At 24.6% G+C, this 18,528-nt stretch carries 15 protein-coding genes and 1 other RNA gene; 6 read left to right on the top strand and 10 right to left on the bottom strand.

Going from position 1 to position 18,528, the window contains the following annotated elements; all coding sequences use genetic code 4:
* Positions 1-2 precede the first annotated feature (2 nt).
* The 4 genes from HLA92_RS02610 (at position 3) to HLA92_RS02595 (ending at position 3,599) form a co-directional block, all read left to right on the top strand.
* Complete coding sequence (locus HLA92_RS02610) at positions 3-158, top strand: hypothetical protein (protein ID WP_171113251.1); 156 nt, start codon at positions 3-5, stop codon at positions 156-158.
* Between the two features lie 697 nt (positions 159-855).
* Positions 856-1,806, top strand: coding sequence for an ABC transporter permease subunit (locus HLA92_RS02605; RefSeq protein WP_171113248.1), 951 nt, complete (start codon positions 856-858; stop codon positions 1,804-1,806).
* Positions 1,793-2,956 carry an ABC transporter permease subunit gene (locus HLA92_RS02600; RefSeq protein ID WP_171113246.1) on the top strand — a complete coding sequence of 388 codons (1,164 nt, stop codon included), beginning with the start codon at positions 1,793-1,795 and terminating at the stop codon, positions 2,954-2,956. Before HLA92_RS02605 ends, HLA92_RS02600 begins: the two co-directional genes overlap by 14 nt.
* A gap of 16 nt (positions 2,957-2,972) precedes the next feature.
* Positions 2,973-3,599 carry a hypothetical protein gene (locus HLA92_RS02595; protein ID WP_171113244.1) on the top strand — a complete coding sequence of 209 codons (627 nt, stop codon included), beginning with the start codon at positions 2,973-2,975 and terminating at the stop codon, positions 3,597-3,599.
* 132 nt (positions 3,600-3,731) lie between these two features.
* Here the strand turns inward: HLA92_RS02595 and HLA92_RS02590 are convergent, their stop codons facing one another.
* The 4 genes from HLA92_RS02590 to tuf all read right to left on the bottom strand — a co-directional run bounded on the left by HLA92_RS02590 (position 3,732) and on the right by tuf (position 8,599).
* Positions 3,732-6,581 carry a coiled-coil domain-containing protein gene (locus tag HLA92_RS02590; protein ID WP_171113242.1) on the bottom strand — a complete coding sequence of 950 codons (2,850 nt, stop codon included), beginning with the start codon at positions 6,579-6,581 and terminating at the stop codon, positions 3,732-3,734.
* A gap of 33 nt (positions 6,582-6,614) precedes the next feature.
* Complete coding sequence (locus tag HLA92_RS02585; protein WP_171113240.1) at positions 6,615-7,235, bottom strand: hypothetical protein; 621 nt, start codon at positions 7,233-7,235, stop codon at positions 6,615-6,617.
* Positions 7,236-7,249: 14 nt separating this feature from the next.
* Positions 7,250-7,346: signal recognition particle sRNA small type (ffs, locus tag HLA92_RS02580), an RNA gene on the bottom strand.
* Between the two features lie 65 nt (positions 7,347-7,411).
* Entirely contained in the window at positions 7,412-8,599 is a 1,188-nt protein-coding gene (gene tuf, locus HLA92_RS02575) for an elongation factor Tu (RefSeq protein ID WP_171113237.1), read from the bottom strand.
* A 230-nt stretch (positions 8,600-8,829) separates the two neighbouring features.
* Between tuf and HLA92_RS02570 the strand changes: the two genes are divergently transcribed.
* Together HLA92_RS02570 and HLA92_RS02565 are read left to right on the top strand one after the other, a co-directional pair.
* Positions 8,830-9,750 (top strand): ABC transporter ATP-binding protein, encoded by a 921-nt coding sequence (locus HLA92_RS02570; protein ID WP_171113234.1) that lies wholly within the window; start codon positions 8,830-8,832, stop codon positions 9,748-9,750.
* Positions 9,750-10,607, top strand: coding sequence for an ABC transporter permease (locus HLA92_RS02565; protein WP_171113232.1), 858 nt, complete (start codon positions 9,750-9,752; stop codon positions 10,605-10,607). Before HLA92_RS02570 ends, HLA92_RS02565 begins: the two co-directional genes overlap by 1 nt.
* 59 nt (positions 10,608-10,666) lie before the next feature.
* Here HLA92_RS02565 and HLA92_RS02560 read toward each other — a convergent pair whose 3' ends face one another.
* The 6 genes from HLA92_RS02560 to ftsY all read right to left on the bottom strand — a co-directional run bounded on the left by HLA92_RS02560 (position 10,667) and on the right by ftsY (position 18,469).
* Positions 10,667-14,962: a PolC-type DNA polymerase III gene (locus tag HLA92_RS02560; protein ID WP_237023522.1), complete on the bottom strand. Its 4,296-nt coding sequence runs from the start codon at positions 14,960-14,962 to the stop codon at positions 10,667-10,669.
* Between the two features lie 7 nt (positions 14,963-14,969).
* Positions 14,970-15,896 (bottom strand): phosphatidate cytidylyltransferase, encoded by a 927-nt coding sequence (locus HLA92_RS02555; RefSeq protein ID WP_171113231.1) that lies wholly within the window; start codon positions 15,894-15,896, stop codon positions 14,970-14,972.
* 1 nt (position 15,897) lies between these two features.
* Positions 15,898-16,449, bottom strand: coding sequence for a ribosome recycling factor (frr, locus tag HLA92_RS02550; protein ID WP_171113229.1), 552 nt, complete (start codon positions 16,447-16,449; stop codon positions 15,898-15,900).
* 7 nt (positions 16,450-16,456) lie between these two features.
* Positions 16,457-17,173: a UMP kinase gene (gene pyrH / locus HLA92_RS02545; RefSeq protein ID WP_336508843.1), complete on the bottom strand. Its 717-nt coding sequence runs from the start codon at positions 17,171-17,173 to the stop codon at positions 16,457-16,459.
* A gap of 71 nt (positions 17,174-17,244) precedes the next feature.
* Complete coding sequence (locus HLA92_RS02540; RefSeq protein ID WP_171113226.1) at positions 17,245-17,472, bottom strand: sigma factor-like helix-turn-helix DNA-binding protein; 228 nt, start codon at positions 17,470-17,472, stop codon at positions 17,245-17,247.
* A complete protein-coding gene (gene ftsY, locus HLA92_RS02535) occupies positions 17,462-18,469 on the bottom strand; it encodes a signal recognition particle-docking protein FtsY (RefSeq protein ID WP_171113224.1) in 1,008 nt (335 codons plus the stop codon). Before ftsY ends, HLA92_RS02540 begins: the two co-directional genes overlap by 11 nt.
* Between the last annotated feature and the right edge of the window lie 59 nt (positions 18,470-18,528).

Raw genomic sequence — 18,528 nt, 5'->3', positions numbered from 1 at the left:
TTATGAAATTAGAAACAAAACAAAAAATTAAAAAAATATTCAAAATGATTTGAATAAAAAAACATATAGTTTTAAATTTTATTGTTATTGCAGTAGGTTTAATATTTGTAATTTTAGCGTTATATGCAATAATAGCATTACCTTTTAAATGAAATTAAACTGGAAATTACCCTTAATCTAGGGTAATTTTTTTTAAAAAAAATCGCAGAATAGGTAGCCTATTCTGCTTTTTGCAAATTTAAGAAATAAGAATCACTTATTCCAACTTAACTATCAATTGTTAAACATTCAGTCACCACCATCCGATTAGCTATTTCGAATGTATTGTGAGGTTTTACCCAAGAAACTTGTCTTTGATTTTATTGATTATTCATCTTCTTCAGTTTTTCGTTTCCACTTCTATACAGACTCTTTATACGCATATTACTATGTTTCAACTGAAATTATTGTTTGATATCAAAAAATTGCTTTCTCACATTCACAATTTTTTACAATAACAGAGCTATAGAATACTTTTTAACAACCCACAATTAATTTTTACTTTTTTCTCAATTGTTATACATTAACTCTTCTTTTGGAAGGGAATTTCACCCCCAAGAAAAAATACCTTAACCCCAAGCAGGTTTATTCAGTCATTAAATTCGCTTATTTATAAATATACCACAAAAAAGTATTTATGATTTTTTTTATAATTAATTTTTAAAATTTAAGATTACTTTAAATTTTATTAAATACTTTTTTCAATCTTTTTATCCTTTTACAATTATCAATTTTTCTGATTTTTAGTAGATAAAATACATTAAAAAAAGAAATTATATTATATAAAAATTGTATAATTTGTAAAAGGATAAAATTATGTTCAAGAAAATAAGTCATAAATTATTAATAAATACAACTACTTTTATAATTAGTTTTATTATTATTTTCTTTATTTTAAATATTTTAATGCAATCTAAAATTAATCAAAATTTACATAATTATAATTATGATAAAAATATATTCTTACACTTTGTAAATTATATAAAAAATGTTTTTAATGGTTCATTTGGAATTATTTATTCTCAAACTATAGCTAAAACACAAATCTCTATCCCTTCTTTAGTTTTTAGTTATTTTGGTTTAAGTTTTATTTTTACTTTTGTAAGTTTTTTATTGTCACTTTTAATTGGTAATATTTTAGGTATTATTAGTGCAAAATATTTAAATAAGGTAGTAGATAAATTATTTTCAATGATAATTAATATTTTTACATCTATACCCCTTATTATACTAATGATTATTTTACTTGTGTTTTCAAGTGCTTTAGGATATCCTTCACAATATATTATTAGTTCTAAATACACTGTATTTTCAATTTTAGTACCAATATTTATTTGTTTTATTGGAACAATTAATTTTTTCTTTTTTAAAGCAAGAAAAGCTTATTTAGATTATTTAAATTCTGAACATTATATTTTTGCAAAATCTTTAGGCTTTAAATATAAAGTTATTTTTTGAAAATTTATTTTAAAGGAATTAATTATTAGTCAAATTAAATATTTATTTCCAGTTTATATTACATTAATTACGATTTCATTAGTTATTGAAAGAATATTTAATATCCCTGGACAAAGTGTTTTAATAAGCTTTGCTTATAATAATGCAGAAGTAGATATCTTAATGTTCTTTTTTACTTTTTCATTATTAATAATGACATTACTACAAAGTGTATTTGATGTTTTAATAAATCTACTTAATCCACAACAAACATTACAAAATACTTCATTTACTTTTTGATTTAAAGGATTTAAATATGCATTCAAATAAATTTAAATTTGTTAATCAAAACCACTATAAAAGAGATTCATTTGTTTTAATCCAAAAAGAACATAAGCAATTTTGAAAAAGATTTTTTTCTAAAAAAATAAATTATTTTGTACTTTCTTTTTTTATTGTAAGTTGTTTTTTATTAGTGAGTTTGAGAATATTTATTCAATATGATCCACAACAATCAGTAAATGCTCAAAGTGATTTAGTTAACAATTTAAATCCAGCACTTAATCCCATTGTTCAAAAACACTTTGAACGTGGTGATTCGTTAAATTTTATTTATAAAATAAGAGATTTAGAAGAATTAAGAGCTAAACAATTAACAATCGAACCTATGTTTAAAATATTATTTGATTCTTCATACTTAGCTGGTGGAGGTGATAAAACTATAAACACTGATATTGTTACTTTGTCATATAATTCATATGATTTATTAAAAGCAATTGAATTAAATGGTTTAGCTCAAGAAGTGCATAATTATAATTTCATCTTAGGAACAAATGCAAATGGAATTGATATCTGGTCCAGAATTTGATATTCTACTTTTAATACAATATCTATTTTAGTAATTGTGACCGTTTTAAATGCAATCATAGGGACATTTTTAGGTTCTTATGTTGCATTAAATGAAAATAAATTTATATCAAAGGTTTTTATTTCCATTTCATACATAATATCTTCTATACCAGAAATTATTTGAATTATTTTACTATGTGCTTTGTATAATGGTTCAATTCCAAGTATCTTTTTAAGTTTTTTATTTATTAGTTGAGTTCCTTTTTATGAATTGGCAAAACAAGAAACACAAAGAATAAGAAATTTAGATTTTATTTTAGCTGCTAAATCCATTGGGAAAAACACTTTTCAAATTATTGTAAGTGATATATTTACAAACATTTTTTCTTTACTTGCTATTTTCTTTGTGGAAAGAATAGCAATGGGCATTTTAATAGTAAGCGCAATTAGTTTTTTAGATTTTATACATAGTTCAACTTATGCAACAATTGGTGTTGTTTTAAAAGAATCAATTCAATCTATTTCACAAAATCCTTATTTCTTTATAACTATTATTAGTTCATTAAGTATTATTACTTTAAGTTTTAAGTTTTTTGCAACATCTTTAGCTTTTGCAAATGAAGTTAAATAATAAAATAAGAGGTTATATGAAAAATAAAATTAAATGATTATTTGTCAGTTTATCTTTTATAACATTAGGATTTGTCCCAATTATATCTATATCTTGTAGTAAAGTTGAATCTGTTCAAGAACCTAAAATTGAGTATAAAAAACTTCAAAATGTGTTTGAAACAGACATTAAACCATTGGAAAATGTATTTTTATATAAATCTGTGCAATGATATAAAATACAAGATTTTATACAAAAATTTAATCAAATTAATAGTATGTCTGATAATAAATTTATTTTAAATTTATGAAATGATATACAAAAATTTTTATCTGAATTTAATTTAGAAAATCAACAAGAACAACATGGTATTTTAATAAATAAATATGCATTAGGCCAAGAAAATGTTTTAGCATCAGATGTTGTCAATGAATTAATAAATCAAACAAGCTGGATTGAAGTTCAAAGTATTTTTAAAAAATATTCAATTATATATAAAGAAATGAATGTTGATTCGATGTTAAAATTAAATGTTTCAAAAAATACACATGCACATAATAATGTAGGAAAATTACATTTAATTATTGAAATAACTAAAGATAATAATAAATTTTCTATTCTTTTTGATGTCTTTGGATTTAAATTAACAGACAACAGTAAGTAGTTATTTTTTGAAAATATAAAAAATAAGATAATGTTTTTATCGTGCATTATCTTATTTTTATCTATTTATGTACAAGATTCTTTGATTTCAGAAGAAACTTAAACAAAATATTAATTTTTTATAACTGTTATATTATTTATTTTCTTTTTTAATTTTATGTTTTTGTTTTCACTTTTTAAAACCAAAAGCTGAAAGAATTAAAATTAATGACAATGATGTAAATACACCTATAAAAATTTTTAATTTATTATATTCTTTTATTTTATTATCAGTGTTTTTTCTTTTTTTATCTGCTTCTTTTTTTAATTTCTCTATATTTTCTATTTTAGAAGTATATTTGTCAATATTAAGAGCATCTTTTTCTGTGATGGACTTATAACTAGATTTTTTAATTTCTGTATCTATATAATTTTGAATTTCCTTATAGTTTTTATAAGTTGTTTCTTTTAATTTTGTAAGCTCATTTTCTTTTGAGATTAAATTATTTAAAGTATCTTTAGCTGCATTTATAGTTTGAATAGCTGTATCTTTATGTAAATTAGTTGTTGCGTCATTAATTTGTTGAGTTGTTGAATTAGTATCATCTCTAATTTTCTTTTGATCTGCTAACTTATTAATAACTGCATTTTTAATAATTGAGTATTTGTCATCATCTTCGATAGTATTTAAAATACTATGATATTCTTTATCAAAATTGTTTTGAGCTTCTTTTTTATTAGAATTAGAAGATTCAATTTTTTGCTTAGATTCATCTTTTATGTGTGAATCTTGTTGATTTATATTGTTTATTGTTGATGAAGAATTATTGTTTGGAATAGTTGAAGTTTCTTTATCATTTTGAGTATTTTGTTTTGTTTTTTTAGTTTCTTGAGTGTTTAATTGATTTATTTTTTGATTTGCTTGTTCTATAGCATTTTTTAGTGTTTTAGTTTTTTGTCTTAATTCATTTGTTGGTGTGGAATCAATATTATTATTTTCAATTGTGTTTGTAGAAATTGTATCTTCAAGTTCTTTTTTAATTTGATTTTCTTCAGGTTTTGTGATTGAATTATTTTTAGATTTAGTTGCTTTTAAAGTTTCTTTATATTTGGTGACAGCATCGTTGTGAATAGTTTCAGTATCAGAATTTAAATCTTGGATTTTATCTTTTGCTGCTTCATAAGCATCTCTTAAATTATCTAATGATGAATCTTGAGAATCTAAAACATTTTGAAGTTCTCGTTTTGCTTGTTCAATATCTTGTTTATATTTAGTTTTAGCATTTTCATCATTTCCAAATTTTTGAGTTAATTTAGTATCATCAAAAACTTGTTTTAATTGTTGTTCATATTCATTTTTTTGAGTATTAGTTTGAGTAATTTTATTATCTAAACCAGAATTTCTTAAATCTTCTGTTGCTTGAATAATTTGCTCATAAGTTGATGATTGATTATCTCTAATATCTTTATATTGTTTTAATTCTTGTTCTAGTGCTTTTTTAATTTGTTCATTTGTAGCGGAATTTTTTAATGTTTCATATGCATCATCAAAAGATTTTTTAATTTTTTCTTGATTTAAATCATTAAATGTGTAATTATAAAAATTTAAGTCAGGATTATTGTTTAATTCTGGTTTAATGATTTTTCCTATTTCATTTAAAACTTGTTGTACTTTAAGTTTTAAATTAAAGAAAGCGACTTTTGGTACTGTAGACTTTGCTAAATCTTTTTCTGATGATTTATAAATACCTACAGTATCAATTAATAAGTGTGTTTCTTGTACAGGTGCATTTAGAAGATTTAAAATTCTTGTTTTATCTTGATTGTTTATTTTTGGATTATTTAATAAATCATTTAAGATATTATCTTTTAAATATTGTATTAATGGTTTGGCTATAAAATTATAAATTTTTGTAGCATTTTCATTTAAGTGAAAATTGTAATCAATATGATTGTTTCAGTTAATATCATTTTTATTTATTTTGTTGTTTAATAAATGCTCTACATCTTCTAAATAATAATTTTTTATAATATCAGTTACATTTTCTGTAGGTACTGATTGAGAATCTACAAAATCTTCATTTATAAACACAACTGCAGGATTAATTGTTCATATTTCTTTAAAAGAATAATCTAGATTTTCATGATATCTATAAAATTCATCTTTAAAGTATTTTCCATACGCGTTTAAAAAATTTTTGTATGTATTTAAATCACTTAAATTAAGTTTTTGTTTTAATGTTTCTAATTCATCATTATTTTTTAATTTTTTAGATTTTTGATTATGTGCAAGTTGAGAATCTTCGTTTAATAAATATAATTTTGGTTCAATTGCATTTTGATAATAAATGTTTTGAGCTTCTTGGTCTGTTCTTTCATGAGTATCATTTAAATATCAAGAATTATTGTCTGATGTTTCATCAACATAAAAATTACTAAAAATTTGTCTTGCTTGATTTGCAAAATATTTATATTTGACTATATTTTCTTGTTTAATTGTTCATTTTGATTTTGCTAAATCTTTATTTAATTCTTCAAAACTAAATGTTTGTCTTTCCTCATCAATTCATTTTTGACCAAGATTTTTAAAAATATTGTTTATTTGTTCTGTAAGTTTGTTTGCATTTATTATATTTGCTGTATCAATTTGATTTTTTAATTCTCTTTCTAATTCAGAGTTATTAAATGTATTGTTATTTTGTTTAAAAATCAAATTGCCTACAATAGTTTTTAAAAATTCTTTAATATGATGATTTAGTTGTTGGTGTACTGTGTTTTTATTATCTGTATTGGTAATTTGTTGTATTTCACCAACAATTGAAGTAGATTCATTTTTAAATTTTGTTTGTAAAACATTTTTTAATGATTCTTTTAATTGATTAAATTCTTGATCAGAATAACGTGAAGTATTATCATTTGAAGTATTTTCTACTGGCGCTTGATTATTAAAAGGTGCTGTAGTAATTACAGATAAATTAGCTAAGGTTAAAAGTAATGATTTCATATTATATACCTTATGATATTATAAATTTATTAATTATTTATTGGTTGATTTAGCAATTTTTAAAAAATAATCTACATATAATTTAATTTTTTTCATATAGTTTTGTACTGCATCAGTATTTTCTCAAATGTAATTAGATTTAGGAAGTTCTTTTTCATAAATATAGTCATAATAATCTTTAGTTTCTTGATGAGTTTCTTTTCTATCTAAATTCACTAATGATAAATCGCCATATAAATAAAATGGTTTTAAACCTTCTTTTTCAATTGACAGTACTATAAGAACAAATTTAGGTGTTTTTTCAATAATAAATTGACCAAATTTTTCAATTAAATAATTTACAACATTTTGATTTGCATAGTTATTTTTTTCGTTTTTATAATCTCAGCTATCTAATGGATTTAATTGGTTTATTAATTTCGTTGATGCTATAAAAAAAGTATCATCTGTGATGTAATAATCATTAAATGATTGAATATCATTTTCTGTTAGTTCAATATTTAAATCTTGAATAGATTTTTCAGTACCAATTAGTGCTGAATCATCTTTTTTGCGTAGTTTGACTCAAACAGTTAATTCATCGTTTTTGAACAATGTTAAATTTTTGTAACCTGTTTTCATTATGGGTTTTAAAGTTCTATCTAAAAATAACATATTTTTCCTTCTTTATTGATAAAAAAACCATAAGACATAACACTTCTCGATGTGGCTGCTATGTTTCCATCCTGACCAGGTTACAAGGTTGTTATTCTTATGGCATATTTATTTTAACACAAAAAATATTAAAAATAAAAAAACAGAGCTATTGCTCTGTCATTGTTAAGTGTAAATTATTTAACAATTTCTACAACTGTACCAGCACCAACTGTTCTTCCACCTTCACGGATTGAGAATTTGGTTCCGTTTTCAACAGCGATAGGTGAGATTAAGTCAACGATTAAGTCAACATTTTCTCCTGGAACAACCATTTCACGTCCATCTGTAAATTTAATTCCACCTGTAACGTCTGTAGTTCTGAAGTAGAATTGTGGTTTATAGTGGCTAAAGAATGGAGTGTGACGTCCTCCTTCTTCTTTTTTAAGTGCATAGATTGTTGCTTTGAATTCTGTGTGAGGAATAATTGTTTTAGGTTTTGCTAAAACTTGTCCACGTTCAACTTCTGAACGTTCAATTCCACGTAGTAATAATCCAGCATTATCTCCAGCCATAGCTTCTTTTAAGTTTTTACGGAACATTTCAATTCCTGTAACAACTGTTTTTTTAGTTGGTTTTAATCCAACAATTTCAACTTCTTCGTTGATTGTTAATTTTCCACGTTCAACTCTCCCTGTTGCAACTGTTCCACGTCCTGTAATTGTAAAAACGTCTTCAACAGCCATTAAGAATGGTTTATCTGTTTCACGAGGAGGTTCATCGATTCATGCATCAACTGCATTCATTAATTCTTCAATTCCAGCTTCATATTTTGGATCACCTTGTAGTGCTTTTAAAGCTGAACCACGAATAATAGGTGTGTTGTCACCATCAAATCCGTATGATGATAATAAATCACGAATATCCATTTCAACTAGTTCGATAATTTCTTCTTCACCTTCTAGCATATCTACTTTATTTAAGAATACTACCATTTTTGGAACACCAACTTGTTTTGAAAGTAGAATGTGTTCACGTGTTTGAGGCATAGCACCATCAGTTGCAGCTACTACTAAGATAGCTCCATCCATTTGAGCTGCTCCAGTAATCATGTTTTTAACATAGTCAGCGTGACCTGGACAGTCAACGTGTGCATAGTGACGAATTTGTGTATTATATTCAATGTGAGCTGTATTAATTGTAATTCCACGTTCTTTTTCTTCAGGAGCATTATCGATTGATGCATAATCACGTGCTTCTGATAACCCTTTTTTAGCTAAAACTGTAGCAATAGCAGCAGTTAAAGTAGTTTTACCATGGTCAACGTGTCCTATGGTTCCAATGTTAACGTGGGCTTTTGAACGGTCAAAATCTTGTTTTGCCATATTAAATCCTTTCAATTTTATACTTTTTTAAATTTAACGCGTTAAACCACCTAAGTATAGTCTTTCATCTATATCCTGTCCATTTCGCGTTTATTCTTTATAATTGTACCAAAAAAAGTTAAATTTTCAATATTTGTGATTTTTATGCTATAAATTATACATTATAAAAATAACGAATATTAATTCATAATTAATATTATAATATACTCTGAAAGGGTAAAATAAGTAAAATGAATAATGATAATAATGTAATTGTAATAAAACAATTAAAAAAGAATTTTAAACAGTTTCAAGCCATAAAAGAAATATCTTTTTCAGTTAAAAAAGGTGAATTATTTGGGTTTTTAGGTTTAAATGGAGCAGGAAAAACAACAACACTTAATATTATTTTAGGTTTATTAAAAAAAGATGGTGGGAATGTATATATCAATAATAAATCTATTGATGATGATATAGTTTCTGTTAGAAATGATATTGGAATAGTATTTCAAGATTCTATTTTAGATCCTGGATTAAGTGTTTATCAAAACTTATTAGTAAGAGCAAGTTTGTACAAATTTTATTTTAAGGATAAAAACATCCACCAAATTGTTGATGAAATTATTGAAGAGTTTCAATTAACAGATTTTGCACATAGAAATTATTCCAAGTTAAGTGGAGGCCAAAAAAGAAGAGTAGATATTGCAAGAGCATTAGTTCATAAACCTTCCATTTTATTTTTAGATGAACCAACTACTGGACTTGATCCAAGTACGAGAAAATTAGTGTGAGAAATTTTAACTAAAATTCAAAAATCAAGAGGATTAACAATACTATTAACAACACATTATATGGAAGAAGCAGATAATTGTGATCGTGCTATTATTATTCAAAAAGGAGAAAAATTAGTTGAAGGTACTCCATCAGATTTAAAATCGAAATATTCAAATAGTACTGTAGAAATACACAAATGTTCAGAAATATTGTTACAAAAAATTAAAAACTTAAATTATCAAATAACTAATGGAAGCTATGTATTAAAATTTGAAAATTTTGAACAAGGTTCACAGTGAATTAGAGAAAATATTAATGATATTTATGATTATGAGTTTTATAAAGGAACTATGGATGAAGTATTTTTAAATGTAACAAAATTATTTGGGGGTATGTAATGGCAGTTCAATTATGACAGTTGTACAAAAGACATTTTTTAATTTTCATAAAAGATAGAAAAAGAATTTTTTTCACTTTTATGAGTCCAATGATAGTTTTTTTATGTTTTATTTTATTTGCAAGAACAATATATAAAGAATCATTACCCTCTTCAATATCTGAAACTATAAAAAATCAATATGCAGATATTAATTTAATGATAGGACTTTTAGCTGTGACTACATTTACTAGTGCAATAAGTCTTTCCGCTGTAATGATTTCAGATGCGGAGAAGAAAATATTAAATGATTTATATATGACACCTGTTAAAAGTAGTGTTGTTAGATTTAGTTATTTATTATTTAACATATTTTTAAATATTATTATTTCTACCTTAATGTATTTAGTTAGTGTAATTTGAATGTTAATAGATAAAACATTTGAAGTTAATGGAATTAAATCTATTAATGGAGCAAAAGGTTTTTATATTTGATTATTTGTTATTGTTGGTTGTGTATTAAATAGTTCAATTTTTGTTTTTTTATTAAGTTTTTTAAAGAGTAGTTCAGCTTTTAGTCCTATATCAGCAGCTCTAAGTGCGATTGCAGGATTTTTAATTGGAGCATTTGTACCATTACAAACTTTTCCTAGAGAAGTAGCAGAAATTTCTAGTTTAATCCCTTCTACTCAAATAAGTAACTTAATTAAACATTTTGCACTACAAAATCTTGGTTTTGGACAAACTAATACAACTCAAGAATTCATTATCTTATTTGGACAAAATATTCAATGATGAGGTTCATTTATTTATGTGGGATGTTGAATACTTTTAAACATTATACTCAACTTTTTTGTTCAAAGCTACAAGAAAAAATAATTATCTAAAGAAAGTTTAGGCTTTCTTTTTTATTAAAAAAATTGGTATTTTTTACCAATTTAATCAAATAAACTTATTCTATTATCTTCAGGTAAATTATCTAAAATTCCTAAATTTTTCATAGTGGTTTGGATTCTAGAATTAACTTTTGTCCTTGTCATTAAATCTTCAACACTAAGAATAGGATATTTATTTCTTGCTTCAACTATACTTTGAGCTACTGATATTCCCATTGAATCTATTGTTGTAAATGGAGGTATTAAAGCATTTTCTTTATAATCTATTATTCATTCACTTGTTTGTGATTTTTCAATCGAAACAGGTAATATCTTAAAACCTCTTGCATATAATTCTTGAGCTATTTCTAGTTCAGGCAATGCTGCTTGTTCTTTAGAAGTTAATTTATAAGTATTTTTATTCATTTCTATAATTCTTTTATCAATTACATCTTTACCTTTGGTCATTGATTCAATTTCAAATGTACTTGCTCTGGTTGTAAAATAACTTGCATAGTATTCTAGTGGATAATAAATTTTGTATCAAGCAATTCTTCAGGCCATAATTACATAAGCAGTGGCATGAGCTTTGGGAAACATATACTCAATTTTTTTCATTGATTCAATATATCATGAAGGAATATTATGATCTAAAAGCATTTTTTCTTCTTCATCAGTTATTCCCTTACCTTTACGAACTTTTTCCATTATTTTGAAACTTGAAAGAGGTTCAACATTATTTCTCATTAAATAAGCCATAATATCATCACGACAGCACACTAGTTGATTTAATTTTAAGTTCTTGGTTTTAATTAATTCTTCAGCATTACCAGATCAAACATTAGTTCCATGACTTAGTCCACTTAAACTAATTAAATCAGCAAATGAAGTTGCTTTATAAGTTTTTAACATACCTCTAACAAAACGTGTTCCAAATTCAGGTATTCCTTTTACCCCAGTTCTTTCATTGATTTGATCAGGTGTAATATTTAGAGCTTCTGTGGAATTAAATAAAGATAAAACTTTAGAATCTGATTTAGGAATACTATCATATTTAACGTTTGTTAAATTTTCTAACATTTTTATTGTTGTAGGATCATCTTTTCCTAGTAAATCAAGTTTTAAGACATTATCATGAATAGATTTAAAGTCAAAATGTGTAGTTTTTCACTCATTTTGATCATCATTAGCAGGATATACAACAGGTGTAAAGTCTTCTACATCAAATTCTTTAGGAATGATAATAATTCCTCCTGGATGTTGTCCAGTTGTTCTTTTTACGTTTGTACATTGGTTTCCTAAAAAATCTAAAAATTGATTTGAAAATCTTTGTTGTCCAGCATTAATTAATTCATCATATTTTTTAGCAAATCCATAACCAGTTTTTTCTTTTACTTTTAAAACAGTACCTGCTCTATATGTATGTTTTTCACCAAACATTTCTTTTACTGTATTATGTATTGTATTTTGATATTCACCTGAGAAGTTTAAATCAATATCAGGAACTTTATCAGCATTAAAACCAAGAAATGTTTCAAATGGAATTGAATGTCCGTCTTTTATTAATAATTCATTACAATGTGGACAATTTTTATCTGGTAAATCTCAACCACATGATAATTCTGCAGTTGTTTCAAACATTTCTAAAAATTTACATTTTGGACATAAATAATGTGGAGGTAAAGGATTAACTTCAGTTATACCACTTAAATTTGCTACAATACTTGAACCAACTGAACCACGGCTTCCTACTAATCAACCATCATCTTCTGCTTGTTTAATTAGCTTATGACTTATTCAATAAATAACACTATAACCATATTCAATAATAGGATTAAGTTCTTTTTTAATTCTTGTTTCGATGACTTCAGGTAAAGGATTACCATATCTTTTATACGCTGTTTCATACACAATTTCTTTTAATTTTTCAGGACTATTATCAAAATTAGGTACATATAGTTTGTCTTTAATAACTTGAATATTTTCAATTTGTTGAGCAATTAAATGAGTATTATTTATTACTAAATCTTCAATTATTTGTTTATCTTCTAAAAAACTAAATTCCTCTAACATTTGCTTTGTAGTTTTAAAATCTAATGTTGGATAAGAATGAATATCTCTTGTTTTATAGTTAAATAATCAATGTTTTTTAGCATTTACTTGGTCAGCAAAAATATAGACTTGATGAGCTAATTTTTGTATTGGATCAATATAGCGACAATCACTTACAGCTACTGGAATTTTTTTGTATTTTTTTGCTAATTCAATTACTCATTTATATGCTTCTTTTAATTGTTTATCGGTAATTTGATCTCTTTGAATTTGGTAATTATAAGTACTTAAAGGAGCAAATTCAATATAATCATATTTTTGTATTAGTTCTTCAACTTCTTTTGATGTTGCACTAAATACAGCATTTCAGAAATATGAATTATGAGTAGAAGTACCTATTAATAAATCATTAGAATTTTTAAGATCTTCGATAAAAATTCTTGCTCCTGAGTTGTAATTATCAGTTGAAGCTTGTGAAAAAATTTTAAATAATTGTTTTAAACCTGCTTGATTTTTAGCTAAAATACGAATTTCATAAGGAATTTTTTTAGCATAATATGAACTATCAATATATGTTCTTAATTCACTTGAATGAGTAATTTTTAAATCTCTTTCTAGTTTTAAAATCATTTTGATTCAAACATCACTTAGTACTTTTGCATCTTGGTCTGCACGGTGCGCTTTATCATCGTCATAAAAAACATCTAATTTTTTTGCTACATAAGATAATTTAAAACGGATGTTTTGAGGAAATAGTATTTTGGCAATATTTAATGTATCTAAAGCGATGATATCTAATTCAGGGAGATTATGTTTTTTAAATAATTCTCTAACATGTGCTATGTCAAAAGCAGCATTATGAGCTACTGCAATACCATTTTGTAAAATATTATGAATTTTTGTTGCACCTTCTAATTGACTTATTCCTAATTTATCTAACATTTCATTGTCAATCTTTGTTAGTTCTGTTGTAAAAGAAGAAATAGGATTAGAAGGTTTGATAAAAAATTGAATTTTTTTTATTATTTCATTGTTTTGAATAACAACTGCACCAAATTCAATAATTTCATTATAAACTGGACTTAATCCACTCGTTTCTAAGTCAAAAACAATGTATTTTTGGTTTTTTAAGTAAAAATCTTTGCTTCCATAGACAATTTCATTAGATTTACTAATTAAACTAGAAGTTACTCCGTAAATAGGTTTGATATTAGCATTTTTGGCTTCTTTTTCTAAATCTGGAAATGATTGAACTGAATCAGTATCTGTGATTGCAATTGCTTCATAATTTAATCTTTTTGCTAAATTAATATAATCTTGAGTAGAATTTAGACCATCTTGAGTTGATAAATTACCTCTAATTGCCAGTTCAATTCTTTTTTTAGGTGCATCATCTAAAAAATTGTTTCATAATGGTGGGATTTTTTGAATATTATGAGCATTCATAATTTTTATTTTTAAGTAATTATCATAATCCATTGTTCCTTGAACTTCCACAAAGTCACCATTGTTTAAATCTAATATTTCTGGATTTTTTTGATTTACAATTTTAGCCTCTGTAAAATCACTTATGCTAAATTTTAAAATTGTAAAACTATTTTTTAAATTTTTATATTCAACATTAAAAATTTGCCCTTTAATTTTTAAATTAACAGCAAATTCATTATCAACTTCATCAATGCTAATTTCTTTATATTCTTTTTTATTTTTTGAATATAAATTATTTTCAGATTTAAGAGTTTGGTAGTTATTTGTATCTTGGTTGTTTGTATTTTGTCAAAAGTCCTCAATAGTTTTTTGAAAAAAGGAATGATTGTTAGTTTTATTTTGGAGTTGGTCAAATCTTTGAATAATGATCTTTACATCTGGATATCCATATTTATGTAAAGTTTCTTCAAATATATATTTATATTTACTAAATCTATTTAAAAATACTTCAGTTTGACCCTTAATAACAACAATATCTGGTTCTCGATGTTCAAAATTTATATGAGATAGTTCTTTAGTAATAGATGCAATATGAGGATGTTCTTTTTCTAAACCAAATTGTAAATAATCAAGTATAGTTTTAGGATCATATTGAGGTACTTGAACAGCAATACCTAGCTCAAGTGGAATGTGTAATTTTTTTGTTGCTTCTAAAAATTTTTTTAATTTGTTTATATCAATGTGATAATCAAAAACTATATCTAAATACAATTTACCTTCGGTTTCCGAGTATTCAACTTGATCTACAAAACAATTTTCAAAATCTGTATCTGGTTGAAAATTAATTTCATGACAAAATTTTATAAGAGTTTTATCCATAATTTTCCTAAGCAAAAATAAATAAAAATGTTCATGCAACTGTTACAACACTAAGAGAATCTAATCTATCCATAATACCCCCATGACCTGGAATTAAATTACTAAAATCTTTTATTCCAAAATATCTTTTTATTTTTGAAAAGATTCAGTCACCTAAAATTGCAAGTGGGCTAAATAAAATTATTCCTAAAATAATTTGCGAGTTTTTTGTAAACATTGTTGTAAATGTATTGTTTGTTAAATATCCTAAATAACAAGTTAAAAAAGTGATAATAATACCAAAAATAATTGAAAAGAAAGCCCCTTCATAAGTTTTTTTTGGACTTGTATTAGGCATTAGTCCTCTTTTTATTATTTTATGTCCAAAGAAAAAACCACCAAAGTAACCAAAAGTATCTACTGCTATAACAATTAATTCTAAAGCTAGTAAATAATAAAAATTACCAACATTTAAAACAAATAAAATTTTAAAAAATCAAGGTATAAAAATTGCACAAAAAGTAACAATAAAAAAATCTTTTCAATTTATTTTACCTAAACTTATAAAATAAGCAATTGTTAAAAAGACAAAAGCTAAAATGACATTAAAATACATTATTCTATCAAAGTCAAATGGTACAATAGTTTGTAATATACTAGTTGTTAATTCTATTGAAACATAACCAGTTTTATCACTAAAAATTAAATTACTTGTAAAAAAATTTAGTGGGAATAATCAGATGCAAACAGCAGCTAAAACAATAAAAATTTTGGAAATTTCTTTAAATGTTGTGTGTTTTATAACTTCGTACACTGCTCAAATTGAAATCGATAAATAAAAAGAAAAGCCAATAATTTTACCAATAAATTGACCATAATAAGTTATAAAAATTAATGGTATTAAAATTAGTAGTAATATTAAAACACTTTTCGATCTTTTTATTATATTTTTCATATTAAATTGTTAGTAAATCTTTTTCTTTTAGAGACGATAAATTATTTATCTTATCGATATTTGAATCTATATTTTTTTGAATAACATCTAAATAATTTTTTTGAAGATCTTCACTTAATTCTTTATCATTTTTAATTGATTTATTAATATCTTGACGGATTTGTCTTATTCCTATTCTTGCATGTTCTGTTAAATGATTTAATTCTTTTACCATTTCTTTTCTTTTTTCAGTAGTCATAGAAGGATAAGTTAATCTTATTTGATTACCTTCATTTGCAATTTGAATTGGTAAATTATAATCTTTAATTGCTTTTTCAATTTCTTTTGTTGAACCTACATCATAAGGTTTTACTAATAATTGTAAAGGTGTTGCAATAGCAATAGAAGCTAATTCATCTAAAGTCATTTCTGAACCATAATAATCAACTTTTATTTTATTTATTAAATTAGGATTGGCTCTTCCTACAGCAATTTTTTGCATTTGGTTGTCAAAGTTATCAATAACTTTTTTGGCTTTTTCTTCTAATTCCATTAAATATAAATCTATTTCCATGTGTCTCCTATTTATGTACTCTTGTATGTGTAATTGTTCCATTTATTGCTTTTAATAAAGAATCTTCTTCATTTATATTAAAAATTATCAATTCAATATTATTATCTTTTGCCATACTTACAGCAGTTAAATCCATTATTCTTAAATCTTTATCTAAAATATCACTGTAAGAAATTTTACTAAATCTTTTTGCGTTAGGATTCAGTTTAGGATCAGAATCATAAACTCCCTCAACGTTGTTTTTACCCATTAATATTGCTTCTGCTTCAATTTCACTTGCAAACAGTGTTGAAGCAGTATCTGTTGTAAAAAAAGGTCTTCCTGTTCCACCTGCAAATATTACGACTTCTCCACTTGATAAATATTTTTTTGCTTTTTCGTTAATATACACTTCACACACTTTAGGATCCATAGTTAGTGAAGATAATACACGACATTTTAATTTTTGTTTTTCAAATCCTGATTGTAATGCTAGTGCATTCATTGTAGTGGCTAACATACCAATATAATCAGCTCTTACTCGATTAATTCCATTTTTTTCAGCACTAGTTCCTCTTCAGAAGTTTCCTCCACCTACGACTATTGCAACTTCAACACCTGAACTAATGATTTTTTTAAGTTGTGACGCGAATTTTTGTACTAATTCATAATCTATTGCTAATGATTTTTGTTTATTTGCTAATCCTTCTCCAGAGAGTTTTATTAAAACTCGTTTATACTCCATAATTACCTCTTTTTATTCCTTTATTTTACATTATTAATTGTTATTTTCTTTTGAAAACTAGAATTAGATAACTATTCAGAAATTTTTTTATTAAATTTGAGTAATTTTTGTTTGGCTTTTTTTACAGCATCAAAAGCTGCACTTCGACTTGTCGCAAGTTCTTTTGCAATTTCGCTATAACTTAGATCTTCAAATAAGTGTAGATAAAGAGCTTGTTTTTGAGTTTGAGTTAATAAGTTTTGATATTTTTCAAATATAGCAGAATAAAACTCTCTTTCTTCAATAGTATTATTTGTCATTATCATCTTTCATTAATGCAAAAATAAATGCATCTAAATCAAATTCCACTAAATCATCAACTTTTTCACCTAGTCCAACATATTTAACATTAATTCCTATTTCATCTCTAATTGTTAAAATAATTCCACCTTTAGAAGTTCCGTCCATTTTAGTTAAAATAATTCCGGATAAATCAGTTATTTCATTAAATAATTTAGCTTGACTAATACCATTTTGACCTGTTGTAGCATCTACTACTAACAAACTTTCATGAGGAGCATTTTCTATTTTTGAAGAAATAATTCTTTTGATTTTAGCAAGTTCATTCATTAAATTGACTTTATTTTGTAATCTTCCAGCAGTATCAATTAATAAAATATCATATTTTTTATTAATAGCTTCATCACAAGATCTAAAAACAACAGCTGAAGGATCTGTTTCATTTTCTAAAGGTTTAAACAAGTTAAAATGAACTTTGTTTGCTCATTCTTCTAGTTGTTCAACTGCAGCTTGTCTAAATGTATCAGCTGCTACAACAAGTGTTTTTAGGCCTTGTTGTTGGAAATTATGAGCTAATTTTGCAACAGAAGTAGTTTTGCCACCACCATTTACACCCACAACTAAAATAACATTTAATCTACCTTTTTGAATATCTAGTGATGTATCAACAGTAGAATTTGAAATATATAATGTAAATAACTTATCAGCTATTATTTCTCTAATTAGTTTTGGGTCTTTGATATTTTCTATTTTTACTTCTTTTTTGATTTCTTGAATAATGATATTTACAAGTTTCATAGAAATATCACTCATTATCAATATTTCTTCTAAATGCTCAAAATATTCTTCATCTATTTTATTATATTTATTTTCCATTTCTTTAATCAGATGAGTAAAAGAATTATTTGATTTATTTAAACCAGAAACATAAGTATTAACTTTTTGTGTTTCTTTATTTAAGTATGTTGTCTTTGAATTATTGAAAATACGTTGTTTAAGTTTTGTTAAAAAACCCATAGTCCCCCTTTACGTATTACTTTATATTTTAATATATTTTTATCATTGTATTAGTAAAG

Source organism: Mycoplasma miroungirhinis (assembly GCF_013008815.1).
GTDB classification, from domain to species: Bacteria; Bacillota_I; Bacilli_A; order Mycoplasmatales; family Metamycoplasmataceae; genus Metamycoplasma; species Metamycoplasma miroungirhinis.
This window is presented reverse-complemented; position numbering and strand designations above follow the sequence as displayed.